A 23,767-nucleotide genomic window follows, 5' to 3' on the forward strand; every position below is an offset into this window, starting at 1 on the left:
CGCATATTGGTATAACAACTTAAGAGGGTGAGGCAATGGAACAAACCTGGCGTTGGTACGGGCCGAACGATCCGGTTTCTCTTGATGATGTGCGTCAGGCTGGCGCAACGGGTGTCGTCACGGCGCTGCATCATATTCCTAACGGTCAGGTCTGGCCGGTAGAGGAAATACAGGCGCGTCAGGCGCTGCTGGCGGAGAAGGGACTAACCTGGTCTGTGGTGGAAAGCATTCCTGTTCATGAAGATATCAAAACCCACTCAGGGGAGTACCAGACCTGGATTGCTAACTATCAGCAGAGCATTCGTAACCTCGCGTCCTGCGGCATTGATACGGTTTGCTACAACTTCATGCCCATCCTCGACTGGACGCGTACCGATCTCGAATATCAAATGCCTGACGGCTCGAAAGCGCTGCGCTTCGATCAGATTGCCTTTGCGGCATTCGAACTGCACATTCTGAAACGCCCTGGCGCAGACGCGGATTACACCGTGGAAGAGCAGCAGCAGGCGCTCGCGTGGTTTAACGCCGCCAGTGACGCAGATATCGAAAAGCTGACCCGAAATATTATTGCGGGCCTGCCGGGTGCCGAAGAGGGCTATACGCTGGATCAGTTCCGCGCGCGCCTGGCGGAATACGGCGATATAGATAAGCACCAGCTGCGTGAAAACATGGCGTATTTCCTGCGCGCAATTGTGCCTGTCGCGGAAGAGGTGGGGGTTCGCCTGGCCGTACATCCGGACGATCCGCCGCGTCCAATCCTCGGTCTGCCGCGTATCGTGTCCACGATTGAAGATATGCAGTGGCTGAAAGAGACGGTCGACAGCATCTATAACGGCTTCACAATGTGTACCGGCTCCTACGGCGTGCGGGCGGATAACGATCTGGTGCAGATGATTGAATCCTTCGGCGACCGCATTCACTTTACGCATCTGCGTGCGACCTGCCGCGAAGAGAACCCAAAAACCTTCCACGAGGCGGCGCACCTTGGCGGTGATGTGAATATGGTCGCGGTGGTGGACGCTATTCTGGCAGAAGAGGCGCGTCGCAAGCAGATTGGCGATGTGCGTCCTATTCCGTTCCGTCCGGATCACGGCCACCAGATGCTGGACGATCTGCGTAAGAAAACTAACCCGGGCTATTCGGCGATTGGCCGTCTTAAAGGGATGGCGGAAGTGCGCGGCGTTGAGCTGGCGCTGAAGATGACGAAGTATCCGGAGCTTCTGTAAGCGCCACCGGGGCAACAATAAAAAAAACCGGCCTGAGAGCCGGTTTTTGTGTTTTTGCAGGTCGGGTAAGGCGAAGCCGCTACCCGACAAATGCCGCAATCAGTCAGCGCGACCCATATAGCGTTTTTCTTCGATATGGATGCGGATCTTCTCGCCAGCGGAGAGGTATTCCGGCACCTGCACAACCAGGCCGGTCGTCAGGGTAGCCGGTTTGTTGCGGGCACTCGCTGATGCGCCTTTGATGCCTGGTGCCGTTTCAACGATTTCCAGATCGACGGTCTGAGGCAGCTCCAGCGCCAGCAGCACGCCGTCCCAGGTCAGAACCTGCATGTCAGGCATGCCGCCTTCAGGGATGAACAGCAGCTCTTCTTCAATCTGATCTTTGGTGAAGATGTACGGGGTGTAATCTTCTTTGTCCATGAACACGTATTCGTTGCCGTCGATGTAGGAGAAATCAACGTAGCGACGGGTCAGGGTCACGGTATCGACGATATCGTCACCTTTAAAGCGCTCTTCCACCTTCAGGCCGGTACGCACATCGGCGAAACGCATTTTGTACAGCGTAGCTGCACCACGGGCGCTTGGTGCCTGAATGTCGATATCTTTCACAATCAGCAGTTTGCCGTTGTAATTCAGCACCATACCTTTCTTAATTTCGTTCGCTCTTGGCATTGCAGTAATCCTGTTTACGGGAGGTAAAAAATATCGCGCCAAATTACTCGCGCGCGGCCTTTCAGGCAAGAGGAATTCGTGGCTTTTGCTATCAATACGCAAAAGGTGTTACTGTGCGCGCGATGCCCGACCGTACGGGCGTTCGCCAGCGAAAGAGAGCATTTATGGATTGCCGTCCCGATTGTGGCGCGTGCTGTACTGCACCGTCCATTTCAAGCCCCATTCCAGGAATGCCCGAGGGCAAGCCTGCCAATACCCGCTGCGTTCAGCTCTCGGAAACCAACCTGTGCATGATCTTTGGCTCACCGCTGCGCCCGAAAGTCTGCTCCGGACTTCAGCCCGCTGCCGAAATGTGCGGCAGCACGCGAGAGCAGGCGATGACGTACCTTCTTGACCTTGAAAAGCTCACCGCGCCTTAAACGTCTTTAATCCTCGCCAGACAGCCGATCGTCAGCATACACATCAGCAGCGCAATCCAGAACACCGTGTGATAGTTCCAGATTTCGGCCACGACACCGGCCATTGAGCCCGCGATAATCCAGCCCACGCGGGTGGTATTAGTATAAAGGGTGGTGGCAGAGCCTGCCTGGCCCGGCATCAGATCCTGAAAATAGAGCATGCCTATCCCGGCGAGGATGCCGATATAGATGGCGTTCAGCAGCTGTAAAGCCAGCAACAGCCCCGGCGTATGTACCGTCAGCATACCGACATAGAACAGCAGACCGGCTACCGCGGCGACGCGCATTAAAAAACGTTTCCCGAAGCGCTTTGCGTAATAGCCCGCGATAAGCATGGTCGGGATCTCAAGCCCGGCCGCGGTGCCCATCATGATGCCCGCCAGCTTCTCCGACAGGTGAAGCTCATTAATAATAAACAGCGGCATATTGATGATGTACAGGCTGTTGGTGCCCCACATCAGCGTGCAGATCGTGAACAGGAGCAGGGCATCGCGGCGGTTACGTCGCGGCGCTTCCAGCACGCCCGTTGCCACTTTTGGCTCTTTGCGCATGGACGGCAGGAAGCACCACACCAGCGTGCCGCACGCCACAAACGCGACAGCCGCGCTCAGGTACATCACCGTAAAGCCAAAACCCATCGCCAGCGCGTAAGCCAGCGGCGGGCCAATCACCCATGCCAGCGACACCTGAGCACGCAGGACAGAGCTGAACATCACCGCTTCACGTCCGGTATGGTCGGCGTGTTCGCGGGCAAGCGCGAACAGCTGTGGGTTCGCCGTCGAGCCGAAGCTGCTCAGGAATACCCCGACGAAAAGCAGAATGAAGTAGTTGCGATTCCAGGCAAAAAGAACGCAGGCCATGACCCCCAGCAGACAGCAGAAAACGATCAGGCTTTTACGATCGCCTTTTCTGTCGGATCGTCCCGCCAGAAACTGGCTGACCAGGATGCCGATGATGGCGCTTCCGGTAAAAAAGAATCCAACCAGTGCCGGACGAACATGCACTTCATTGGTCAAAAATAAGCTCAGCGTCGGCGTCTGTAACGCACCGGCAATGCCCGTGAAGAAGGCAACAATCAGGAAGGCCGCAGAGGTTAAATCAAAGGGCTTCGGCGAGGCAGCCGCAGGGGTGTTATGCATGTTTTATAATTAGCGAGTAGCAGAGAGGGGCGGAGTGTACGCCGTCAGCTAAAAAATAAACAGTGGGTGCGGTCAATGATGCCACGAAAAATCAAAATGGCATTTCAACTTACCTCTTACCCGGCTGACCTTAGCTGAAACTGACTTGCTGAACTTCAGCAAAATTCAGCTGAACGAAGAAGAAATGTGCTGTATCTCTAAATTCTGCAATCTGAAATACGAGTTTTCTTGCAAGACATTGCAGAAAGCGCAAGACTTTTTGAAACGTTTCAGCGCTATCTTGTTTTAACAAACGGAGCAGGCTAGCGCATTTTTTCTCATTAAAGCTGAAACGATTCAAGTTCAGCAGGAGTGGAGAACCATGTTCCAGTTATCTGTTCAGGATATCCACCCGGGCGCTCAGGCCGGGGATAAAGAAGAGGCTATTCGCCAGGTTGCCGCTGCGCTTGTGCAGGCGGGTAACGTAGCGGACGGCTATGTCAACGGCATGCTGGCGCGTGAGCAGCAGACCTCAACCTTCCTCGGCAATGGGATTGCCATTCCGCACGGCACCACCGACACCCGCGATCAGGTGTTGAAGACCGGCGTTAAGGTTTACCAGTTCCCTCAGGGCGTGCTCTGGGGCGACGGTCAGGTGGCCTATGTGGCTATCGGTATCGCGGCCAGCAGCGACGAACATTTAGGTCTGCTGCGTCAGCTGACGCATGTCCTGAGCGATGACGATGTGGCTGAACAGCTTAAGTCTGCAACCACTGCGGAAGAGCTGCGCGCCTTGCTGATGGGCGAAAAACAGAGTGAAGCGCTGAAACTGGATAATGAAACGCTAACGCTGGATGTGGTTGCCTCCGATCTGGTAACGCTGCAGGCGCTGAACGCGGGTCGTCTGAAAGAAGCCGGCGCGGCGGATGCCACCTTTGTGACGCGCGTGATTAACGATAAGCCGTTGAATCTGGGTCAGGGTATCTGGCTGAACGACAGTGCTGAAGGCAACCTGCGCAGCGCTATCGCCGTGAGCCGCGCGGCCAACGCGTTTGACGTAGAAGGCGAACGCGCGGCCATGCTGGTGACCGTGGCGATGAACGATGAACAGCCGGTTTCCGTGCTGAAGCGTCTGGGCGACCTGCTGCTGAACAACAAAGCTGAAAAACTGCTGAACGCTGATGCCTCCACCGTGCTGGCGCTGCTGACCAGTGATGATGCGCCGACTGAAGACGTGCAGACAGCTGAGTTCGTGGTGCGCAACGAACACGGCCTGCATGCCCGTCCGGGCACCATGCTGGTGAATACCATTAAACAATTCGAGAGTGAGATTACCGTGGCGAATCTTGACGGCACGGGCAAACCGGCCAACGGTCGTAGTCTGATGAAAGTGGTCGCGCTGGGCGTGAAGAAAGGTCACCGTCTGCGTTTCACCGCGCAGGGTGCCGATGCTGAACAGGCGCTGAAAGCGATTGGCGATGCCATCGCGGCGGGTCTGGGGGAGGGCGCATAATGAGCAGACGTGTTGCGACTATTACGCTGAACCCGGCTTATGACCTGGTAGGATTTTGCCCGGAAATTGAGCGCGGCGAAGTCAACCTCGTGCGTACCACTGGCCTGCATGCTGCGGGGAAAGGGATTAACGTCGCGAAAGTGCTCAAGGATCTCGGTATCGATGTCACCGTGGGCGGATTCCTCGGTAAAGACAACCAGGATGGTTTCCAGCAGCTGTTTAGCGAGCTGGGCATTGCCAACCGTTTTCAGGTTGTTCAGGGCCGTACCCGTATTAACGTTAAGCTGACGGAGAAAGACGGTGAAGTAACCGATCTGAACTTCTCTGGCTTCGAAGTGACGCCGTCGGACTGGGAACGTTTTGTAAACGACTCGCTGACCTGGCTGGGTCAGTTTGACATGGTCTGCGTCAGCGGCAGCCTGCCGTCCGGCGTGAGTCCGGAAGCCTTTACCGACTGGATGACGCGCTTGCGCAGCCAGTGCCCGTGCATCATTTTTGACAGCAGCCGTGACGCGCTGGTTGCGGGCCTGAAAGCCTCGCCGTGGCTGGTGAAGCCGAATCGCCGCGAGCTGGAAATCTGGGCGGGTCGTAAGCTGCCAGAATTAAAAGATGTGATTGACGCTGCCCATGCGCTGCGCGAGCAGGGTATCGCTCACGTGGTGATCTCTCTTGGTGCAGAAGGCGCGTTGTGGGTTAACGCGTCTGGCGAATGGATCGCCAAACCGCCGTCAATGGAAGTTGTGAGTACCGTTGGCGCAGGGGATTCCATGGTTGGCGGCCTGATTTATGGTCTGCTGATGCGTGAATCCAGTGAACATACCTTACGTCTTGCCACTGCCGTTGCTGCCCTGGCCGTCAGCCAGAGCAATGTCGGTATTACCGATCGTACCCAGTTAGCCGCGATGATGGCGCGCGTTGACTTAAAACCTTTTAACTAACAGCAGGAGAGGAATAATGAAAACGCTGCTGATCATTGACTCCGGTCTCGGACAGGCTCGCGCCTACATGGCGAAGACCTTGCTGGGCGCGGCGGCACAAAAAGCACATCTGGACATTATCGATAATCCAGGCGATGCAGAACTGGCCATTGTCCTGGGCGATAAAATCCCGGCTGACAGTGCGCTGAACGGTAAAAAAGTGTGGCTGGGCGATATTAATCGCGCGGTGGCACACCCGGAACTGTTCCTGAGCGAAGCGAAAGGTCACGCGTCTGTCTACAGCGCGCCTGTCGCAACGGCACCGGCTGCGGCCACGGGTCCGAAACGTATTGTTGCGGTGACGGCCTGCCCGACGGGCGTCGCTCACACCTTTATGGCGGCTGAAGCCATTGAAACCGAAGCGAAAAAACGCGGCTGGTGGGTAAAAGTTGAAACGCGCGGCTCCGTCGGTGCCGGCAACGCGATCACCCCTGAAGAAGTGGCTGAGGCCGATCTGGTGATTGTAGCGGCGGATATCGAAGTGGACCTGGCGAAATTTGCCGGTAAGCCAATGTACCGTACCTCCACCGGCCTGGCGCTGAAAAAAACCGCGCAGGAGTTTGATAAAGCGCTGGTAGAAGCGAAGCCGTATCAGGCAACCGGCGCGCGTCAGACCGCGACGGAAGGGAAGAAAGAGTCCGCAGGCGCCTATCGTCACCTGCTGACCGGCGTGTCTTACATGCTGCCGATGGTTGTTGCGGGCGGTTTGTGTATCGCTCTCTCGTTCGCGTTTGGTATCACCGCGTTTAAAGAACAAGGCACGCTGGCGGCTGCGCTGATGCAGATCGGCGGCGGTTCAGCCTTCGCCCTGATGGTGCCGGTACTGGCGGGCTTTATTGCCTTCTCCATCGCTGACCGTCCTGGTCTGACGCCGGGTCTTATCGGCGGCATGCTGGCCGTGAGCACCGGTTCCGGCTTTATCGGCGGTATCATCGCCGGCTTCCTGGCGGGTTACGTCGCGAAGCTGATTAGTTCGAAGCTGAAGCTGCCGCAGAGCATGGAAGCGCTGAAGCCGATCCTGATCATCCCGCTGATTTCCAGCCTGGTGGTCGGTCTGGCGATGATTTACCTGATTGGTAAGCCGGTGGCGGGCATCCTGGCGGGTCTGACCCACTGGCTGCAAACCATGGGTACCGCGAACGCGGTTCTGCTGGGTGCAATCCTCGGCGGCATGATGTGTACCGACATGGGTGGTCCGGTGAACAAAGCGGCGTACGCCTTTGGTGTTGGCCTGCTGAGTACCCAGACCTACGCGCCGATGGCCGCGATCATGGCGGCAGGCATGGTGCCTCCGCTGGCGCTCGGCCTGGCGACGATTATTGCCCGTCGTAAGTTCGATAAAGCGCAGCAGGAAGGCGGTAAAGCGGCGCTGGTGCTGGGTCTGTGCTTCATCACCGAAGGGGCGATTCCGTTCGCGGCGCGTGACCCAATGCGCGTGCTGCCGTGCTGTATCGTAGGCGGTGCGGTAACGGGGGCGATCTCTATGGCTGTCGGCGCGAAGCTGATGGCACCACACGGCGGTCTGTTCGTGCTGCTGATCCCTGGCGCCATTACCCCGGTACTGGGCTACCTGCTGGCGATTGTTGCCGGTACGCTGGTGGCGGGTCTCTCTTACGCGGTACTGAAACGTCCGGAAGCGGAAGTTGTGGCAAAAGCAGCGTAAAAAAAGTGTCGGGTGGCGGCTTCGCCTTACCCGACCTACAAAAAAAGCCGGGTTGCATTACGCACCCGGCTTTTTTTATGCCGCCTGTTCAGCGGTTTGCTGAGCCTTCAGCCAGGCAATCTCTTCTGCCCAGATATCCGGATTGATGGTTTCAAGCACCATCGGAATACCGTCGAAGCGGGCGTCCTGCATAATAAAGCGGAACGCATCGTGGCCAATGTTGCCTTCACCGAGGCTGTGGTGGCGGTCAACGCGGCTGCCAAAGGCGCTTTTCGCATCGTTCAGGTGCATGCCGCGCAGGTACTTAAAGCCCACAATACGCTCAAACTCATCGAAGGTTTTTTTTGTTGCCTCGGTGGTGCGCAGGTCATAACCGGCGGCAAACGCGTGGCAGGTATCAATGCACACTCCCACGCGGGATTTATCCTCCACGCCGTCGATAATTGCGGCCAGATGTTCGAACTTAAAGCCCAGGTTGCTGCCCTGACCGGCGGTATTCTCAATCACCGCGGTGACGCCTTTGGTCTTGTCCAGGGTGATGTTGATGGATTCAGCAATGCGCGCCAGGCAGGCATCTTCATCGATCTGCATCAGATGGCTACCCGGATGGAAGTTCAACAGCGTCAGCCCCAGCTGTTCGCAGCGCTGAACTTCATCAAGAAACGCCTCGCGGGATTTTTCCAGCGCCTCTTCAACCGGGTGACCGAGGTTGATCAGGTAGCTGTCGTGGGGAAGGATTTGGCCTGGCCCGTAGTGGTACTTCTCACAGGCAGCCTTGAAATCATCAATCACTTCAGCGGTGAGCGCTGCGGCGCGCCACTGGCGCTGGTTTTTGGTGAACAGGGCGAAAGCGGTCGCCTCAATTTCGGCGGCGCGAATGGCGGCGTTCGCAAGGCCACCTGCAGCGCTGACGTGCGCTCCAACATATTTCATAAAAAAACTCCTGCTAACCCGAAACGCTTATGATAGCGGGTTAGCAGGAGAAGGACGAGATGGTTTATGCCATCAGGCTGTGCACCGCGAGGTTAATGGCACCGCCGCCGACAATCAGCCAGATGAAGAGCACCAGCGCCATCAGCAGCGGTTTCGCACCGGCTTTTTTCAGCGCGCTGACGTGCGTGGTCACCCCCAGGGCCGCCATGGCCATCGCCAGCAGCACGGTATCCAGCGTCACCAGCATATCCACCACCGCTTTCGGCAGCAGGTGGAAGGAGTTAAAGATAGCGACCACGATAAACAGGATCGCAAACCACGGAATGGTGATTTTACTCTTCTGGTTACCGTCTGCCGGTGCCAGCTGTTTAACCCGCGCCGCAAGGAAAATCAGGAACGGGGCCAGCATCATCACGCGCAGCATTTTGGCAATCACCGCTGCGTTTTCGGCGTCCGGGTTAATGGCGTGTCCTGCCGCCACCACCTGAGCCACTTCGTGCATGGTCGAACCGATATAGATGCCGTAGGTTTCCGGGCTAAACCAGTGGGCAACCAGCGGATACATCGCCGGGTAGAGGAAAATCGCCAGCGTACCGAAGATCACCACCGTCGCTACCGCCACCGTCACCTTGCTGGCTTCGGCTTTAACAACGGGTTCCGTTGCCAGCACCGCCGCTGCGCCACAGATACTGCTCCCGGCACCGATCAGCCAGCTGGTTTGCCTGTCCAGGCCAAACACTTTCTGGCCGATAAAGCAGGCCAGTAAAAAGGTGCTGGTCAGGGTCAGGACGTCGATGGCGATCCCGCTCACGCCCACATCCGCAATCTGCGAAAAGGTGAGACGGAAGCCGTAAAGAATGATCCCCAGACGCAGCAGGTGCTGTTTGGCAAAGATCACACCGCCGTCGCAGGATTTCCAGATATGTGGGTAAACGGTATTTCCCACGACCATACCCAGCAAGATAGCCAGCGTTAATGCGCTAAAACCGGCGCCTGCGATAGCCGGGATGCTGCCGCCCCATAGCGCTACGGCGGTCACTGCGGCGCTGAGCGCAAGACCCGGCACGAAGTGCCACACTGTACGATGATGTTGTAAGGTGATTTCTGACATAACCTTCTCCTTTGTCTGGCTAAAGGTTACGGCGCTCTGGCTTAAAAATAAAATTGATTATATACTTATAATCAATCTATATAAGTGGTAAGAAACGATGCACATTACATTGCGTCAGCTGGAAGTGTTTGCCGAGGTGCTGAAAAGCGGCTCGACGACCCAGGCGTCACAAATGCTGGCGCTCTCACAGTCTGCGGTCAGCGCGGCGTTGACCGATCTTGAAGGACAGCTGGGCGTTCAGCTTTTTGACAGGGTAGGGAAGCGTCTGGTGGTCAACGAGCACGGTCGTCTTCTTTATCCACGCGCGCTGGCGCTGCTGGAGCAGGCTATCGAAATCGAGCAGCTGTTCCGCGAAGAGAACGGCGCGATCCGCGTCTACGCCAGCAGCACCATTGGGAACTACATCCTGCCGGAAGTGATTGCCCGCTACCGCCGGGATTTCCCGACCCTGCCGCTGGAGATGAGCGTGGGCAATAGCCAGGACGTCATCAACGCGGTGATCGATTTCCGCGTGGATATCGGCCTCATCGAAGGACCCTGCCATAACGTCGATATCATTGCCGAGCCCTGGCTGGAAGATGAGCTGGTGGTGTTCGCGTCCCCGGCCTCGTCGTTATTGCAGGGCGAGGTGACGCTGGAGCGCCTGGCGCAGGCGCAGTGGATCCTGCGCGAGCAAGGCTCCGGAACGCGTGAAATTGTCGATTATCTGCTGCTTTCCCATCTGCCGCATTTCCAGTTAGGGATGGAGCTGGGGAACTCTGAGGCCATCAAGCACGCGGTGCGTCATGGCCTGGGGATCAGCTGTCTTTCCCGACGCGTCATTGCCGAACAGCTTGAAACGGGGTCGCTGGTTGAAATCCCGGTTCCATTGCCGAAGCTGGTGCGCACGCTGTGGTGCATTCATCACCGTCAGAAACATCTTTCCAGCTCTCTGCAGCGTTTTCTGCGCTATTGCGAGATGTAATCCTCCCCTCACCATGACCCTCTCCCCAAAGGGGGGAGGGAAAAATTATGCTTTACTTATAATCCTGGCCGAGTCATGAAGCTCTCTTATAACTGAGTATTTCTGCCGGAAGGAACGCGGATCGTCTGCTACAATCGCGCCTCATTTATTAAATGGACAGCATTTTCATATGGTTTCAGAAATTAAAACCACAGAAGCGCCCACGCTACGTCGTGAACTCAAGGCGCGTCACCTGACGATGATCGCCATTGGCGGCTCAATCGGTACAGGTCTTTTCGTTGCCTCTGGCGCAACGATTTCGGCAGCAGGCCCGGGTGGGGCACTCTTCTCTTATATCCTGATTGGCCTGATGGTGTACTTCCTGATGACCAGTCTCGGCGAACTGGCCGCGTACATGCCGGTATCCGGTTCGTTCTCGACCTACGGTCAAAAATACGTTGAAGAAGGCTTCGGCTTCGCGCTGGGCTGGAACTACTGGTACAACTGGGCGGTCACTATCGCCGTTGACCTTGTCGCCGCACAGCTGGTGATGAACTGGTGGTTCCCGGATACGCCAGGCTGGATCTGGAGTGCCCTGTTCCTGGCCGTCATCTTCCTGCTGAACTACATCTCCGTGCGCGGTTTCGGCGAGGCGGAATACTGGTTCTCTTTGATCAAAGTGGCAACCGTCATCATCTTTATCGTCGTCGGTGTGGCGATGATCGTTGGTATTTTCAAAGGTGCAGAACCTGCGGGCTGGAGTAACTGGACAATAGGCGATGCGCCGTTTGCCGGTGGGCTGTCGGCGATGATTGGCGTGGCGATGATTGTCGGCTTCTCCTTCCAGGGGACCGAGCTGATTGGTATCGCGGCCGGTGAGTCAGAGAACCCGGAGAAGAATATTCCGCGCGCGGTCCGTCAGGTCTTCTGGCGTATCCTGCTGTTCTATGTGTTCGCTATCCTCATTATCAGCCTGATCATCCCTTACACCGATCCAAGCCTGCTGCGTAATGACGTTAAAGACATTAGCGTCAGTCCGTTCACGCTGGTCTTCCAGCACGCCGGTCTGCTTTCAGCCGCGGCAGTGATGAACGCCGTTATCCTGACCGCTGTGCTTTCAGCCGGTAACTCCGGGATGTACGCGTCCACCCGTATGCTCTACACGCTGGCATGCGACGGTAAAGCACCGCGTATTTTCGCTAAGCTGTCCCGTGGCGGCGTACCGCGTAACGCGCTGTATGCCACAACGGTGATTGCCGGTCTGTGCTTCCTGACCTCCATGTTTGGCAACCAGACTGTGTACCTGTGGCTGCTTAACACGTCCGGGATGACGGGCTTTATTGCCTGGCTGGGGATTGCCATTAGCCACTATCGTTTCCGCCGTGGCTTCGTCAAACAGGGTCACGATATTAACTCGCTGCCGTATCGCTCCGGCTTCTTCCCGCTGGGTCCCATTTTCGCCTTCATTCTGTGCCTGATCATTACGCTTGGACAGAACTATGAAGCGTTCCTGGCGGACACCATTGACTGGGGCGCCGTCACGGCGACCTACATTGGTATTCCGCTGTTCCTCGTTATCTGGTTTGGCTACAAGCTGACGAAAGGAACAAAATTCGTTCGCTACAGTGAAATGGAATTCCCGGAACGATTTAAACAATAACCGCACTTCCTCTCTTTTAACCCGTTCATTCGAGCGGGTTTTTTTATTCCCGCATCCTGAAACAAAGATATATTTCTTAACAATTTAATTGATAATAATTATCGTTTGCTTTATCGTTATCAAAAATAAGCGTGTCACTGACCCACCGCAGAAGTGGGCGGCAAGGAAGACGCTGTGAGCAATGATGATTTGATTTAGTTGTATTTACCTCATGGAGATATGGAATGTTTAGGTTGAATCCCTTCGTCAGGGGAGGACTTTGTGCGTCCGCAATGTCCCTGGCCCTGCCTGTTATCGCAGCGGAATCCGGCGACACAATGGTTGTCACGGCCTCCGCGACCGAGCAAAACCTGAAAGACGCACCGGCAAGCATCAGCGTGATTACCCAGGAAGATTTGCAGCGCAAACCCGTTCAGAACCTGAAAGATGTGTTACGGGATGTGCCGGGCGTTCAGCTCACGAGCGAAGGGGACAACCGTAAAGGGGTAAGTATCCGTGGACTGGACAGCAGCTACACGCTGATCCTGATCGACGGCAAGCGCGTCAATTCCCGTAACGCGGTATTCCGCCATAATGATTTCGACCTCAACTGGGTGCCGGTTGACGCCATCGAACGAATTGAAGTGGTGCGCGGACCGATGTCTTCTCTTTACGGCTCCGATGCTCTGGGCGGCGTGGTAAACATTATCACCAAAAAAATCGGCCAGAAATGGACGGGCACCCTGAGCGCCGATTCCACAATTCAGGAACATCGCGACCGTGGAGATACCTACAACGGTCAGTTCTATGCCAGCGGTCCGCTGGTGGACGGTCTGCTGGGGCTGAAAGCCTACGGTAGCCTCGCGAAGCGTGAGAAAGACGGTCAGCAGAAATCTTCTACTACGGCGAGCGGTGAAACGCCGCGCATTGAAGGCTTTACCAGCCGCGATGCGAATGTGGAATTCGCCTGGACGCCGTCTGAAAATCACGACTTTACGGCGGGCTACGGTTTCGATCGTCAGGATCGTGACTCGGATTCCCTCGACAAAAACCGCCTTGAGCGTCAGAACTACTCGCTCAGCCACAACGGTCGCTGGGGCGTCGGCAACAGCGAGCTGAAGGTTTACGGCGAAAAGGTAGATAACAAAAACCCGGGCAACAGCAATCCGATCACCTCCGAGAGCAACGCGGTGGACGGGAAATACGTGCTGCCGCTGGGCGAAATCAACCAGCTGATGACCTTCGGCGGCGAATGGCGTCACGATAAGCTGAAGGATCCTGTCAACCTGACGGGCGGTTCAGGCAGCAGTACGTCGACAAGCCAGTATGCCCTGTTCCTTGAAGATGAGTGGCGTATCTTTGAACCTCTGGCGCTGACCACCGGCATCCGTATGGATGACCATGATACCTACGGCGACCACTGGAGCCCGCGCGCCTATCTGGTCTACAACGCGACCGATACCGTAACGGTGAAAGGGGGCTGGGCTACCGCGTTTAAAGCGCCGTCGCTGCTGCAGCTGAGCCCGGACTGGGTCACCGGCTCGTGCCGCGGTGCCTGTGAGATTGTCGGTAACCCGGACCTGAAGCCGGAAACCAGCGAGAGCTTCGAATTCGGTCTCTACTACAGCGGGGAAGAGGGCTGGTTAGAGGGCGTGCAGGCCAGCGTCACCACCTTCCAGAATAATGTGGATGACCGCATCAGCATCAGCCGTACGGCCAATGCGAAACAGGCCCAGGGCTACCCTAACTACGTTGGCCTGAATGCGGACGGTGAACCTATTTTCCGCTACTACAACGTTAACAAGGCGCGCATCCGCGGGGTGGAGACAGAGGTTAAATTCCCGGTTGCTGAAGACTGGAAGGTAACGCTGAACTACACCTATAACGACGGTCGTGATATCAGCAACGGCGGCAACAAGCCGCTGTCCGATCTGCCGTTCCACACCGCCAACGGTACCGTTGACTGGAAGGCGACGCAGGACTGGTCGTTCTATGTTCAGGGCAACTACACCGGTGAGAAACGCGCGCTGACCAGCAGTGCACCAACGCCGGGCGGTTACGTGATCTGGAATACCGGCGCCGCGTGGCAGGCGACGAAAAGCGTGAAGCTGCGCGCGGGCGTGCAGAACCTGCTGGATAAAGATCTGAGCCGTGACGATTACAGCTACACGGAAGATGGCCGTCGCTACTTTGTCGGTGTGGATTATAAGTTCTGATATAACCTTTATGCCCGGTGGCGCTTCGCTTACCGGGCCTACAAAATCCGCGAATGTAGGCCGGGTAAGGCGAAGCCGCCACCCGGCAATCGGCGCCACTTATCCGAACAAATGCTCCGCATGGAAGCGAAGATGATCCTCAATAAAGGACGCAATGAAGTAATAGCTGTGATCGTATCCCGGCTGAATGCGCAGCGTCAGCGGCCAGTCCTTCTGGCGTGCCGCTTCTGCCAGCACCGCAGGCTGTAGCTGCCCGGCGAGGAACTGATCCGCATCACCCTGATCGATAAGGGTGGGAATCGCCGCTTCAGATTTGCTGGCCAGCATCAGCGCACAGCTGTCCCATTCCTGCCAATTCGCTTCATCTTCACCCAGATAGTTCGTGAAGGCTTTCTGCCCCCACGGCACCTGCGTTGGGTTCACGATTGGCGCAAATGCCGACACGCTTACGTATTTCCCCGGATTTTTCAGCGCCATGATGAGCGCGCCGTGTCCGCCCATCGAGTGGCCGCTGATCGCGCAGCGCTCGCCAACCGCAAACTGCGACTTCACCAGCGCAGGAAGTTCATCGCGAAGGTAATCATACATGCGGTAGTGGCGCGCCCAGGGCTGCTCGGTCGCATTGAGATAAAACCCTGCGCCTTTGCCCAGATCGTATCCGGCATCGTCGGCCACATCATCGCCGCGCGGGCTGGTGTCAGGCATCACCAGCGCAATGCCCAGCTCGGCAGCAATACGCTGCGCGCCCGCTTTGGTGGTGAAGTTTTCGTCGTTACAGGTCAGGCCTGAAAGCCAGAACAGAACCGGCGGATTTTCCGTCGGCGGCAGGAAAATGCTGAACGTCATCGCACAGTTCAGGACGGTGGAGTCATGCCGCCAGCGCTGCTGTCGACCTTCAAAACAACGGTGCTCTTCGAGCAGTTCCATGCAGGGCTCCTTAATGAGAATGCGTATTCATAAAAACCATAATACAGTCTTTTCATTGACCTGTGAGTAACTTTCACTTTCGCCAGACGGCGAGATGCTGCATCATAAATTTACTTTTCTTTAACAATTGGAGCCGTCATGGCGCTGCGTATTGCGCTCAGTGGGTTTGTCGTTCTGGTGGTGGCGATGGGGATAGGGCGCTTTGCCTTTACGCCTCAGGTGCCGCTGATGATTGCTGCCGGGCAGCTTACGCTGACCAGCGCGGGTCTGGTCGCGGCGATGAATTATCTGGGCTATCTGGTGGGCGCGTGGGATGCGATGCGCGCGCACCGCTTTGTGGAAACGCGCCTCTGGCTTGGCATCACCGGCGCGGTTGCGCTGACGCTGCTCTCCGCGGCGGCGGAGAACGCCGTCGTGCACGGCCTGCTGCGCTTCGTGATTGGCTGCATGAGCGGCTGGTCGATGGTACTCATCGCAGCCTGGACCAACGAACGGCTGGGGCAGCTGGGTAAACCGGGCCTGAGCGCTGCGGTGTTTGCCGGACCGGGGGCGGGCATTGCCCTGAGCGGCCTGCTCGCCGTCTATATTCAGGCAAAATCCCTTTCGGCCGGAGCGGCATGGCAAATCTACGGCGTGCTGGCGCTGGTGCTGATTGCGCTGGTGGCGCGCTACCTTCCGCGATCCGGGCAGCTCCATCGGCCCGGCACCGCCCCGGAGCCGCTGGTGCTGACGGCGGATTTAAAGCGTCTGGTCTGGAGCTACAGCCTGGCCGGGTTTGGCTATATCCTCCCGGCGACCTTCCTGTCGCAAATGGCGGCAGTGCGTTTTCCCGGCAGCCTGTTTGCGCAGTTTGTCTGGCCGATTTTTGGTATCGCCGCCGTGGTGGGTATTGCGCTCAGTATTCTTTTACGCCATACCTCAACGGCTAACCGCAGGCTGGCTATAGTCCTGTGGTTACAGGGGGCAGGCGTGCTGGCGGCCTGGCTGCTGCCGGGGATTGGCGGTTTGCTGACGGGCGGGCTGCTGGTGGGAGGCGGCTTTTTGTGTGCCGTGCAGCTCTCGCTTTTATACGGTCGCGAGCTGGCGCCAAACCACACGCGCTATATGGCCGGCCTGCTCACCACCGGATATGCGATTGGGCAGTTGATTGGCCCGATGACCTCAGCGTTATCAACCTGGCTTTCCCACCGGCTGGAGCCCGCGCTGGGGCTGGCGGGCATTGCGCTGTTCGTGGGGGGAGCCCTGGTCTGGAATCGTCACGCTGAAAGGCAACAGCAATTGCAATAATTATCGTCGTGAATACTGGATTATGTGCGCCGCCTCACGCACAATGAGCGCATACTTTTGCCACAACGAGGGCAAAAGACGCCACACCTGCAGGAGATCAAAATGTCATCACTCAGTAAAGAAGCTGCCCTGGTCCACGAAGCCCTGGTTGCGCGCGGTCTTGAAACGCCACTGCGTCCGCCCGTACAGGATTTGGACAATGAAACCCGTAAGCGTCTGATTGCCGGTCATATGACCGATATCATGGAGCTGCTGAATCTCGATCTGAGTGACGACAGTCTGATGGAGACGCCGCACCGCATCGCGAAAATGTATGTCGACGAAATTTTCTCGGGGCTGGATTACGCCAACTTCCCGAAAATCACCGTCATTGAAAACAAGATGAAAGTGGATGAGATGGTGACGGTGCGCGATATCACCCTGACCAGCACCTGCGAACACCATTTCGTCACCATCGACGGCAAAGCGACCGTGGCGTATATCCCAAAAGATACGGTGATTGGCCTGTCGAAGATCAACCGCATCGTGCAGTTCTTCGCGCAGCGTCCGCAGGTGCAGGAGCGTCTGACGCAGCAGATCCTGACCGCGCTGCAAACGCTGCTGGGTACCAATAACGTGGCCGTCTCTATCGACGCGGTTCACTACTGCGTGAAGGCGCGCGGCGTGCGTGATGCAACCAGCGCGACCACAACAACCTCGCTGGGCGGCCTGTTTAAATCGAGCCAGAATACCCGCCAGGAGTTCCTGCGCGCGGTACGTCACCACAATTAAGTCTTACAGGGCAGGGACCATGGAGCGAAACGTCACGCTCGATTTTGTTCGCGGCGTCGCCATTCTCGGTATCCTGCTGCTTAATATCAGCGCCTTCGGTCTGCCGAAGGCGGCTTATCTCAATCCTGCCTGGTATGGCGACATCACCCGCAGCGACGCCTGGACTTGGGCGATCCTCGATCTCTTCGCGCAGGTTAAGTTCCTCACGCTGTTTGCCCTGCTGTTTGGCGCGGGTCTGCAACTGCTCCTTAAACGCGGCACGCGCTGGATCCAGTCGCGCCTGACGCTGCTGGTTATCCTCGGCTTTATCCACGGTCTGTTCTTCTGGGACGGCGATATTCTTCTCGCGTATGGGTTAGTCGGGCTCATCTGCTGGCGTCTGATTCGCGATGCGCACAGCGTTAAAAGCCTGTTCAACACCGGCGTGATGCTCTATGTCATGGGGCTTGCTGTATTGCTGCTGCTGGGGATGATCTCCGGCGAGGCGACAAACCGTTCCTGGACCCCGGATGCCGCTAACCTGCAGTACGAACAGTACTGGAAGCTGAAAGGCGGTACGGAAGCGATAAGCAACCGCGCGGATATGCTGGGGGATAACCTCCTTGCGCTGGGGGCACAATACGGCTGGCAGCTGGCGGGCATGATGCTGATGGGCGCGTCACTGATGCGCACCGGCTGGCTGAAAGGCGAATTCAGCCTGCGTCACTATCGTCGCACCGGCGCCGGACTGGTGCTGCTCGGCGTTCTGATTAACCTCCCGGCGGTAATTATGCAGTGGCATATCCACTGGGATTACCGCTGGTGCGCGTTCCTGCTCCAGGTGCCGCGCGAACTAAGCGCGCCGTTTCAGACCATCGGCTATGCGGCGCTGATCTATGGCTTCTGGCCAACGCTTTCCCGCCTGTGGATCGTCAGCGCTATCGCCTGCGTGGGACGCATGGCGTTAAGCAACTACCTCCTGCAAACGCTGATTTGCACCACGCTTTTCTATCGCTTTGGCCTGTTTATGAAATTCGACCGCCTTACGCTGCTGGCGTTTGTTATCCCGGTCTGGGTAGTAAACCTGGCGTTTTCTGTGCTCTGGCTACGTTATTTCCGCCAGGGACCGCTGGAGTGGGTGTGGCGTCAGTTAACCGCACATGCTTCAGGGGTATCATTGAAAAACACATCCAGATAACGATCTGGATCACAATCATTAACAAAACGGATGTAAGCGTTTTCATGAGTGTGAGCTTCTTCACGTAGTCCCCTTTCTCTCGCTGCCAAAATAGCCACCTTGCTAAACACAGGGGGTGTCTGTGAGTTGCTGCAATCCTTTGAAGGATGGTGAATATGATCACCATTCGTGACGTCGCCCGTCAGGCGGGCGTTTCTGTGGCTACCGTCTCACGCGTGCTCAACAACAGCGCGCTGGTCAGCCCTGAAACCCGTGAAACCGTAATGAAAGCCGTGACCCAGCTCGGGTACCGGCCAAATGCCAATGCCCAAGCGCTTGCGACGCAGGTTAGCGACACCATCGGCGTGGTGGTGATGGATGTATCAGATGCCTTTTTCGGCGCGCTGGTGAAAGCGGTCGACGTGGTCGCCCAGCAGCATCAGAAATACGTCCTGATCGGCAATAGCTATCATGAGGCCGAAAAAGAGCGCCATGCCATCGAAGTGCTGATCCGCCAGCGCTGTAACGCGTTGATTGTCCACTCAAAAGCCTTATGTGATGAAGAGCTAACCGGCTTTATGGATCAGATCCCAGGCATGGTGCTGATCAACCGCATCGTTCCGGGCTATGCCCACCGCTGCGTCGGGCTGGATAACGTCAGCGGTGCCATGATGGCCACGAAAATGCTCATTAACAACGGGCACCAGCGGATCGGTTATCTGGCCTCCAGCCATCAGATTGAAGATGACGATCTGCGGCGCGAGGGGTGGCAAAACGCCCTGAAAGAGCACGGCATTACGCCGTCAGAAAGCTGGACGGGCACCGGCACGCCGGACATGCAGGGCGGTGAGGCGGCAATGGTCGAGCTACTGGGCCGCAACCTGCAGCTGTCTGCGGTGTTTGCCTATAACGACAGCATGGCGGCAGGGGCCCTGACGGCGCTGAAAGATAACGGCATTGCGGTGCCGCAGCATTTATCACTCATTGGTTTTGATGATATTCCGATTGCCCGTTACACCGACCCGCAGCTGACAACGGTGCGTTACCCCATTGCTTCTATGGCGAAACTGGCGACTGAGCTGGCGTTACAGGGGGCGGCAGGGCTGCTGGATCCGGGCGCAACGCACTGTTTCATGCCGACTTTAGTACGCCGGCACTCCGTCGCGGCCAGGCAAATTGTGGTTCCGATCACTAACTGATTACATCAGGTGATGTAACCGTTTTCAATCTGTGAGTAAATTCACAGTATCTTAACAAGGCGCTGACTATGATGTCAGCGTTTTAGGAGCTGAAACGCTATGTAACGGTGATTATTCACTTTCACTATAGCCAACGAGCCGCAAACAACGAATAAAACGCATTTCTGGAGCGTTACCGAACACGGAAGATAGAAATTTTATAAGTGAACTTCGGCTGTCAGTAACGTTTTATTAACACCTGCCCGCCGATCGTTATTCACAAGAACTACCCTGCATAAAAAAACCGGAGATACCATGAATAAGAAGGTGTTGACCCTGTCTGCTGTAATGGCAAGCATGCTTTTTGGTGCAGCAGCGCACGCTGCGGATACCCGTATTGGTGTGACCATCTATAAATACGACGACAACTTCATGTCTGTTGTGCGTAAAGCGATTGAGAAAGATGCGAAAGCAGCGCCAGACGTTCAGCTGCTGATGAACGACTCCCAGAACGACCAGTCCAAACAGAACGACCAGATCGACGTTCTGCTGGCGAAAGGCGTGAAAGCCCTGGCCATCAACCTGGTTGACCCGGCTGCAGCAGGCACGGTTATTGAAAAAGCGCGCGGCCAGAACGTGCCGATCGTCTTCTTCAACAAAGAACCTTCCCGTAAGGCGCTGGATAGCTACGACAAAGCGTATTACGTCGGTACCGACTCCAAAGAGTCCGGTATTATTCAGGGCGATCTGATCGCCAAACACTGGGCGGCGAACCCGAACTGGGACCTGAACAAAGACGGCCAGATTCAGTTCGTGCTGCTGAAAGGCGAACCAGGCCACCCGGATGCTGAAGCGCGTACCACTTACGTTATCAAAGAGCTGAACGACAAAGGCCTGAAGACCCAGCAGCTGGCGTTAGATACCGCGATGTGGGATACCGCTCAGGCGAAAGATAAGATGGACGCGTGGCTGTCTGGCCCTAACGCCAACAAAATCGAAGTGGTTATCGCCAACAACGATGCGATGGCAATGGGTGCGGTAGAAGCGCTGAAAGCACACAATAAATCCTCCATTCCTGTGTTCGGCGTGGATGCACTGCCAGAAGCGCTGGCGCTGGTTAAATCTGGCGCAATGGCCGGTACCGTTCTGAACGATGCCAACAACCAGGCGAAAGCGACCTTCGATCTGGCGAAAAACCTGGCCGACGGTAAAGGTGCGGCTGATGGCACCAGCTGGAAAATTGAAAATAAAATCGTTCGCGTACCTTACGTGGGCGTAGACCAGTCCAACCTGGCTGAGTTTATCGGTAAATAAGTAAGCGGTACTGTCTCCACTGGGCGCAATTCGTTGCGCCCTTTTATAACGCGATATGCGAGGCCAACAAGGTATAATTATGGTCAGCACAACTACTCAGTCATCCGGTGAATACCTGTTGGAAATGAGCGGTATCAACAAGTCATTTCCCGGCGTTAAGGCACTCGATAATGTTAATTTAAAAGTTCGTCCTCACTCTATTCACGCCTTAATGGGGGAGAACGGTGCGGGTAAATCAACATTATTAAAATGTCTTTTTGGGATCTATCAAAAAGATTCTGGCAGCATTCTTTTTCAGGGGAAAGAGATCGATTTCCATTCAGCGAAAGAAGCGCTGGAAAACGGTATCTCGATGGTTCACCAGGAATTAAACCTGGTTCTGCAGCGTTCAGTCATGGATAACATGTGGTTGGGGCGTTATCCAACCAAGGGTGTCTTTGTCGATCAGGAAAAAATGTATCGCGACACCAAGGCGATTTTCGACGAGCTGGATATTGATATCGATCCGCGCGCCCGCGTGGGAACATTATCCGTCTCACAGATGCAGATGATCGAAATTGCCAAAGCGTTCTCCTATGATGCGAAAATCGTCATCATGGACGAACCGACATCGTCATTAACGGAAAAAGAGGTTAACCACCTTTTTACCATTATTCGCAAGCTTAAAGATCGCGGCTGCGGCATTGTGTATATCTCCCACAAAATGGAAGAGATCTTCCAGCTGTGCGATGAGATCACCATCCTGCGCGACGGTCAGTGGATTGCCACGCAGCCGCTGGAAGGGCTGGACATGGACAAGATCATCGCCATGATGGTCGGCCGCTCCCTGAACCAGCGCTTCCCGGATAAAGAGAACAAGCCGGGCGAAGTGATTCTGGAAGTGCGTAATCTGACCTCGTTACGTCAGCCGTCCATCCGCGATGTCTCCTTCGACCTGCACAAGGGTGAAATCCTGGGGATTGCCGGTCTGGTCGGAGCAAAACGCACCGATATCGTGGAAACCCTGTTTGGCATCCGTGAGAAAGCTCAGGGCACCATTACGCTGCACGGAAAGAAAATCAATAACCACAACGCCAACGAAGCCATTAATAATGGTTTTGCACTGGTGACGGAAGAGCGTCGTTCGACCGGTATTTATGCCTATCTGGATATTAACTTTAACTCGTTAATTTCTAACATTCGCAATTACAAAAACAAAGTTGGACTGCTGGATAACTCCCGCATGAAGAGCGATACCCAATGGGTTATTGACTCCATGCGCGTGAAAACGCCAGGGCACCGCACCCAAATTGGTTCGCTGTCAGGCGGTAACCAGCAAAAAGTGATTATCGGCCGCTGGTTATTAACCCAGCCAGAAATTCTGATGCTGGATGAACCGACCCGCGGTATTGACGTCGGCGCGAAGTTTGAAATTTATCAGCTGATTGCCGAGCTGGCGAAAAAGAATAAAGGGATCATTATTATTTCTTCCGAAATGCCGGAATTGTTAGGGATCACGGACCGTATTCTGGTTATGAGCAATGGTCTCGTCGCCGGTATTGTTGACACCAAAACGACAACGCAAAACGAAATTTTGCGTCTTGCGTCTTTGCACCTTTAAGATCAGGGGCTCCTCATGAGTGCGTTAAATAAAAAAAGTTTTCTCACTTACCTGAAAGAAGGCGGTATTTACGTTGTTCTTTTAGTCTTGCTGGCAATCATCATTTTCCAGGACCCTACGTTCTTAAGCCTGCTGAACCTGAGTAACATTCTGACCCAGTCCTCCGTGCGTATTATCATTGCGCTGGGCGTGGCGGGCCTGATCGTGACCCAGGGGACGGACCTTTCTGCCGGTCGTCAGGTGGGTCTGGCGGCGGTTATCGCAGCAACCCTGCTGCAGTCGATGGAAAACGCCAACAAGGTCTTCCCGGAAATGGCCACCATGCCGATTTTCGTGGTGATCCTGATTGTCTGCGCCATCGGTGCGGTGATTGGTCTGATCAACGGTATTATCATCGCCTACCTGAACGTGACGCCATTTATCACCACCCTGGGTACGATGATCATCGTTTACGGTATCAACTCCCTGTACTACGACTTTGTCGGTGCTTCACCTATCTCGGGTTTTGACAGCGGCTTCTCGACCTTTACGCAAGGGTTTATCGCGCTGGGCAGCTTCCGCCTGTCATATATCACCTTCTATGCGCTGATCGCGGTGGCCTTCGTCTGGATCCTGTGGAACAAAACGCGCTTTGGTAAAAACATCTTCGCGATCGGCGGTAACCCGGAAGCGGCGAAAGTCTCCGGCGTAAACGTTGCCCTGAACCTGCTCTTCATCTATGCGCTGTCCGGCGTGTTCTACGCCTTCGGCGGGATGCTGGAAGCGGGCCGTATCGGCTCTGCAACCAACAACCTTGGCTTCATGTACGAGCTGGATGCGATCGCAGCCTGCGTGGTAGGCGGCGTCTCCTTCAGCGGCGGTGTGGGTACGGTACTGGGCGTGGTGACCGGTGTGATCATCTTCACCGTCATCAACTACGGGTTGACCTATATCGGCGTGAACCCGTACTGGCAGTACATCATCAAGGGCGCCATTATTATCTTCGCGGTTGCGCTGGATTCACTGAAGTACGCGCGTAAGAAATAATCGTCTCTCGCTGTACCCGGCCCGCTCACCGAGCGGGCT

The 23,767-nt window shown here is 55.9% G+C and carries 20 protein-coding genes; 15 read left to right on the forward strand and 5 right to left on the reverse strand.

What is annotated here, in order from left to right; all coding sequences use genetic code 11:
* Positions 1-35: 35 nt before the first annotated feature.
* Complete coding sequence (gene uxuA, locus RVY89_RS03835) at positions 36-1,226, forward strand: mannonate dehydratase (RefSeq protein WP_484826944.1); 1,191 nt, start codon at positions 36-38, stop codon at positions 1,224-1,226.
* A 99-nt stretch (positions 1,227-1,325) separates the two neighbouring features.
* On the opposite strand, the gene yeiP is transcribed toward uxuA, so the two are convergent.
* Entirely contained in the window at positions 1,326-1,898 is a 573-nt protein-coding gene (gene yeiP, locus RVY89_RS03840; RefSeq protein WP_008500940.1) for an elongation factor P-like protein YeiP, read from the reverse strand.
* A 164-nt stretch (positions 1,899-2,062) separates the two neighbouring features.
* Here yeiP and RVY89_RS03845 point away from each other — a divergent pair, with 164 nt between their 5' ends.
* Positions 2,063-2,317: a YkgJ family cysteine cluster protein gene (locus RVY89_RS03845; RefSeq protein WP_371897473.1), complete on the forward strand. Its 255-nt coding sequence runs from the start codon at positions 2,063-2,065 to the stop codon at positions 2,315-2,317.
* On the opposite strand, the gene setB is transcribed toward RVY89_RS03845, so the two are convergent.
* Complete coding sequence (gene setB / locus RVY89_RS03850) at positions 2,314-3,495, reverse strand: sugar efflux transporter SetB (RefSeq protein ID WP_484826945.1); 1,182 nt, start codon at positions 3,493-3,495, stop codon at positions 2,314-2,316. The two genes, RVY89_RS03845 and setB, sit on opposite strands and share 4 nt — an antisense overlap.
* A gap of 361 nt (positions 3,496-3,856) precedes the next feature.
* Between setB and fruB the strand changes: the two genes are divergently transcribed.
* From fruB to fruA, 3 genes are read left to right on the forward strand one after another with little or no spacing between them, the layout of a single operon-like run.
* Complete coding sequence (gene fruB / locus RVY89_RS03855; protein WP_039263167.1) at positions 3,857-4,987, forward strand: fused PTS fructose transporter subunit IIA/HPr protein; 1,131 nt, start codon at positions 3,857-3,859, stop codon at positions 4,985-4,987.
* On the forward strand, positions 4,987-5,925 hold the full coding sequence (gene fruK / locus RVY89_RS03860; protein WP_008500936.1) for a 1-phosphofructokinase: 939 nt from the start codon (positions 4,987-4,989) through the stop codon (positions 5,923-5,925). Before fruB ends, fruK begins: the two co-directional genes overlap by 1 nt.
* A gap of 16 nt (positions 5,926-5,941) precedes the next feature.
* Positions 5,942-7,627: a PTS fructose transporter subunit IIBC gene (gene fruA / locus RVY89_RS03865; RefSeq protein WP_484826946.1), complete on the forward strand. Its 1,686-nt coding sequence runs from the start codon at positions 5,942-5,944 to the stop codon at positions 7,625-7,627.
* A 75-nt stretch (positions 7,628-7,702) separates the two neighbouring features.
* Here fruA and nfo read toward each other — a convergent pair whose 3' ends face one another.
* Positions 7,703-8,560 (reverse strand): deoxyribonuclease IV, encoded by an 858-nt coding sequence (gene nfo / locus RVY89_RS03870; RefSeq protein WP_484826947.1) that lies wholly within the window; start codon positions 8,558-8,560, stop codon positions 7,703-7,705.
* Positions 8,561-8,624: 64 nt separating this feature from the next.
* On the reverse strand, positions 8,625-9,671 hold the full coding sequence (locus RVY89_RS03875) for a YeiH family protein (RefSeq protein ID WP_484826948.1): 1,047 nt from the start codon (positions 9,669-9,671) through the stop codon (positions 8,625-8,627).
* A gap of 97 nt (positions 9,672-9,768) precedes the next feature.
* Here RVY89_RS03875 and yieE point away from each other — a divergent pair, with 97 nt between their 5' ends.
* The 3 genes from yieE to cirA all read left to right on the forward strand — a co-directional run bounded on the left by yieE (position 9,769) and on the right by cirA (position 14,469).
* On the forward strand, positions 9,769-10,635 hold the full coding sequence (gene yieE / locus RVY89_RS03880) for a DNA-binding transcriptional regulator YeiE (RefSeq protein WP_484826949.1): 867 nt from the start codon (positions 9,769-9,771) through the stop codon (positions 10,633-10,635).
* A gap of 169 nt (positions 10,636-10,804) precedes the next feature.
* Positions 10,805-12,274: an amino acid permease gene (locus tag RVY89_RS03885; protein ID WP_121425315.1), complete on the forward strand. Its 1,470-nt coding sequence runs from the start codon at positions 10,805-10,807 to the stop codon at positions 12,272-12,274.
* Between the two features lie 224 nt (positions 12,275-12,498).
* On the forward strand, positions 12,499-14,469 hold the full coding sequence (gene cirA / locus RVY89_RS03890) for a catecholate siderophore receptor CirA (RefSeq protein ID WP_484826950.1): 1,971 nt from the start codon (positions 12,499-12,501) through the stop codon (positions 14,467-14,469).
* Positions 14,470-14,568: 99 nt separating this feature from the next.
* Here the strand turns inward: cirA and fghA are convergent, their stop codons facing one another.
* Complete coding sequence (fghA, locus tag RVY89_RS03895) at positions 14,569-15,396, reverse strand: S-formylglutathione hydrolase (protein ID WP_484826951.1); 828 nt, start codon at positions 15,394-15,396, stop codon at positions 14,569-14,571.
* Positions 15,397-15,534: 138 nt separating this feature from the next.
* Between fghA and RVY89_RS03900 the strand changes: the two genes are divergently transcribed.
* From RVY89_RS03900 to mglC, 7 genes are all read left to right on the forward strand, one after another.
* Positions 15,535-16,683, forward strand: a complete 1,149-nt coding sequence (locus RVY89_RS03900) for a YbfB/YjiJ family MFS transporter (RefSeq protein WP_484826952.1) — start codon at positions 15,535-15,537, stop codon at positions 16,681-16,683.
* 102 nt (positions 16,684-16,785) lie between these two features.
* Positions 16,786-17,454: a GTP cyclohydrolase I FolE gene (gene folE, locus RVY89_RS03905; protein ID WP_008500927.1), complete on the forward strand. Its 669-nt coding sequence runs from the start codon at positions 16,786-16,788 to the stop codon at positions 17,452-17,454.
* Between the two features lie 19 nt (positions 17,455-17,473).
* Positions 17,474-18,631, forward strand: a complete 1,158-nt coding sequence (yeiB, locus tag RVY89_RS03910) for a DUF418 domain-containing protein YeiB (RefSeq protein WP_484826953.1) — start codon at positions 17,474-17,476, stop codon at positions 18,629-18,631.
* Positions 18,632-18,786: 155 nt separating this feature from the next.
* Positions 18,787-19,809, forward strand: coding sequence for an HTH-type transcriptional regulator GalS (gene galS, locus RVY89_RS03915; protein ID WP_484826954.1), 1,023 nt, complete (start codon positions 18,787-18,789; stop codon positions 19,807-19,809).
* A gap of 294 nt (positions 19,810-20,103) precedes the next feature.
* Entirely contained in the window at positions 20,104-21,102 is a 999-nt protein-coding gene (gene mglB / locus RVY89_RS03920) for a galactose/glucose ABC transporter substrate-binding protein MglB (protein ID WP_023312468.1), read from the forward strand.
* 79 nt (positions 21,103-21,181) lie between these two features.
* Positions 21,182-22,702: a galactose/methyl galactoside ABC transporter ATP-binding protein MglA gene (gene mglA, locus RVY89_RS03925; protein ID WP_484826955.1), complete on the forward strand. Its 1,521-nt coding sequence runs from the start codon at positions 21,182-21,184 to the stop codon at positions 22,700-22,702.
* A gap of 15 nt (positions 22,703-22,717) precedes the next feature.
* Positions 22,718-23,728 carry a galactose/methyl galactoside ABC transporter permease MglC gene (gene mglC / locus RVY89_RS03930; protein WP_029740401.1) on the forward strand — a complete coding sequence of 337 codons (1,011 nt, stop codon included), beginning with the start codon at positions 22,718-22,720 and terminating at the stop codon, positions 23,726-23,728.
* The last annotated feature ends 39 nt before the right edge of the window (positions 23,729-23,767 follow it).

This window comes from Enterobacter sp. 3U4, assembly GCF_057224565.1.

What these genes read in the sequence shown, in the direction of transcription:
- cirA (WP_484826950.1), top strand. Translation starts at nt 12,499, where the DNA reads ATGTTTAGGTTGAATCCCTTCGTCAGGGGAGGACTTTGTGCGTCCGCA.
- fruA (WP_484826946.1), top strand. Translation starts at nt 5,942, where the DNA reads ATGAAAACGCTGCTGATCATTGACTCCGGTCTCGGACAGGCTCGCGCC.
- setB (WP_484826945.1), bottom strand. Translation starts at nt 3,495, where the DNA reads ATGCATAACACCCCTGCGGCTGCCTCGCCGAAGCCCTTTGATTTAACC.
- RVY89_RS03885 (WP_121425315.1), top strand. Translation starts at nt 10,805, where the DNA reads ATGGTTTCAGAAATTAAAACCACAGAAGCGCCCACGCTACGTCGTGAA.
- RVY89_RS03875 (WP_484826948.1), bottom strand. Translation starts at nt 9,671, where the DNA reads ATGTCAGAAATCACCTTACAACATCATCGTACAGTGTGGCACTTCGTG.
- RVY89_RS03900 (WP_484826952.1), top strand. Translation starts at nt 15,535, where the DNA reads ATGGCGCTGCGTATTGCGCTCAGTGGGTTTGTCGTTCTGGTGGTGGCG.
- uxuA (WP_484826944.1), top strand. Translation starts at nt 36, where the DNA reads ATGGAACAAACCTGGCGTTGGTACGGGCCGAACGATCCGGTTTCTCTT.
- folE (WP_008500927.1), top strand. Translation starts at nt 16,786, where the DNA reads ATGTCATCACTCAGTAAAGAAGCTGCCCTGGTCCACGAAGCCCTGGTT.
- fghA (WP_484826951.1), bottom strand. Translation starts at nt 15,396, where the DNA reads ATGGAACTGCTCGAAGAGCACCGTTGTTTTGAAGGTCGACAGCAGCGC.
- galS (WP_484826954.1), top strand. Translation starts at nt 18,787, where the DNA reads ATGATCACCATTCGTGACGTCGCCCGTCAGGCGGGCGTTTCTGTGGCT.
- yeiB (WP_484826953.1), top strand. Translation starts at nt 17,474, where the DNA reads ATGGAGCGAAACGTCACGCTCGATTTTGTTCGCGGCGTCGCCATTCTC.
- yeiP (WP_008500940.1), bottom strand. Translation starts at nt 1,898, where the DNA reads ATGCCAAGAGCGAACGAAATTAAGAAAGGTATGGTGCTGAATTACAAC.
- mglC (WP_029740401.1), top strand. Translation starts at nt 22,718, where the DNA reads ATGAGTGCGTTAAATAAAAAAAGTTTTCTCACTTACCTGAAAGAAGGC.
- fruB (WP_039263167.1), top strand. Translation starts at nt 3,857, where the DNA reads ATGTTCCAGTTATCTGTTCAGGATATCCACCCGGGCGCTCAGGCCGGG.
- RVY89_RS03845 (WP_371897473.1), top strand. Translation starts at nt 2,063, where the DNA reads ATGGATTGCCGTCCCGATTGTGGCGCGTGCTGTACTGCACCGTCCATT.
- nfo (WP_484826947.1), bottom strand. Translation starts at nt 8,560, where the DNA reads ATGAAATATGTTGGAGCGCACGTCAGCGCTGCAGGTGGCCTTGCGAAC.
- yieE (WP_484826949.1), top strand. Translation starts at nt 9,769, where the DNA reads ATGCACATTACATTGCGTCAGCTGGAAGTGTTTGCCGAGGTGCTGAAA.
- fruK (WP_008500936.1), top strand. Translation starts at nt 4,987, where the DNA reads ATGAGCAGACGTGTTGCGACTATTACGCTGAACCCGGCTTATGACCTG.
- mglA (WP_484826955.1), top strand. Translation starts at nt 21,182, where the DNA reads ATGGTCAGCACAACTACTCAGTCATCCGGTGAATACCTGTTGGAAATG.
- mglB (WP_023312468.1), top strand. Translation starts at nt 20,104, where the DNA reads ATGAATAAGAAGGTGTTGACCCTGTCTGCTGTAATGGCAAGCATGCTT.